The sequence below is a fragment of the Candidatus Dormiibacterota bacterium genome (assembly GCA_035635555.1).
Classification (GTDB): domain Bacteria; phylum Acidobacteriota; class Polarisedimenticolia; order Gp22-AA2; family Gp22-AA2; genus Gp22-AA3.
The window spans coordinates 1-1600 of sequence record DASQAT010000007.1; the positions used below are offsets into that span (position 1 = coordinate 1).

A 1600-nucleotide genomic window follows, 5' to 3' on the forward strand; every position below is an offset into this window, starting at 1 on the left:
GGTTGTGCTGGCCGCCGTCACCGTCTCCGAGAACCTCTCGAACCTCCCGTATTTTCCACTGACCGTCGAATACCGCGAAAAGGCCTACGCCGCCGGCAAGATTCCCGGCGGCTTTTTAAAGCGGGAAGGCCGGCCCTCCGACGATGAGATCCTCGCGGCCCGGGGGATCGACCGCTCGGTGCGGCCGCTGTTCCCGGAAGGGTTCAAGAACGAGGTGCAGGTGTTCGTGTACGTCCTCTCGGCCGACCAGGAGAACGACGCGGACGTGCTGGGCCTGACGGCGGCCTCGGCGGCGCTGACCATGTCCAAGGTGCCATGGAACGGCCCGATCGCCGCCGTCCGCGTGGGGCGGGTGGAGGGCGCCTGGATCCTCAATCCGACGTTCCAGCAGCTCGAGTTCTCCGACGTGGACATGGTCGTGTCCGGCTCGAAGGATTCGATCGTGATGGTGGAAGGCGGGGCGCTCGAGCTCTCGGAGCCCGAGATCGTGAAGGCCCTCGAGGTGGCGCACAAAGGCATCCGCGAGCTGCTGGATGCGGCGAACGAGCTGGTCGCCGACATGCGGCAGCCCAAAATGGAATGGACCAAGGTCGAGCCGCCGGCGGAGCTGGTGGCGCGGGTGAAACAGCTGGCGCAGGCCCGGGTCTCCGAGGCGCTCAACTTGCCGGAGAAGTCCGAGCGGGCGCAGGCGCTGGCGGCCCTGAAGGCCACGATCCAGGAAGAGCTGGGGCCTGAGTTCCCCGACAACCTGAAGGACGTCGGCAGCGTGCTCGAGGACATCGAGTATCACACCATGCGCAACCAGGTCCTCACCCACGGCGAGCGGGTGGACGGGCGCGATCTCGACACCGTACGGCCGATCAGCTGCGAGGTCGGGACGCTGCCTCGCACGCACGGCTCCGCGCTGTTCACGCGCGGCCAGACCCAGGCGCTGGTGTCGGTGACCCTCGGCACGACGCGGGACGAGCAACGCATCGACTCGATCGACGTGGCGCAGGAGACCACGAAGTCGTTCATGCTGCACTACAACTTTCCGCCGTTCTCGACTGGTGAAGTGAAGCCGATTCGCGGGACCTCACGCCGCGAGGTGGGACACGGGGCGCTCGCCGAGCGGGCGCTGCAGGCGCTGCTCCCGCCGTACGACCAGTTTCCCTATACCCTCCGTATCGTGTCCGACATCCTCGAGTCGAACGGCTCGTCGTCCATGGCCACGGTGTGCGGTGGCTCGCTGGCGCTGTTCGATGCCGGCGTACCGATGACCGCCGCATGTGCGGGCGTCGCGATGGGGCTCATCAAGGAGGCCGACCGGGTAGCGGTGCTCACCGACATCCTGGGAACCGAGGACGCCCTGGGCGACATGGACTTCAAGGTCGCGGGCACGCGCCAGGGCGTGACGTCGATCCAGATGGACATCAAGATCATGGGCCTCGACTTCACGATCATGGCCGAGGCGCTCGACAAGGCGAAGCAGGCGCGGCTCCACATCCTGGACATCATGGATCAGGTCATGCCGAAGCCGCGCTCGGAGCTGTCCAAGTACGCGCCGCGCATCATCACCATCCAGATCCGGCCGGACAAGATCGGCGACCTGATCGGCCCC

1 protein-coding gene is annotated in these 1600 nt (G+C 66.8%); it reads left to right on the forward strand.

Features of this window, described 5'->3' with window-relative positions:
* On the forward strand, nt 1–1600 hold a 1600-nt coding region (locus tag VEW47_02460), incomplete at both ends, for a polyribonucleotide nucleotidyltransferase (GenBank protein ID HYS04031.1).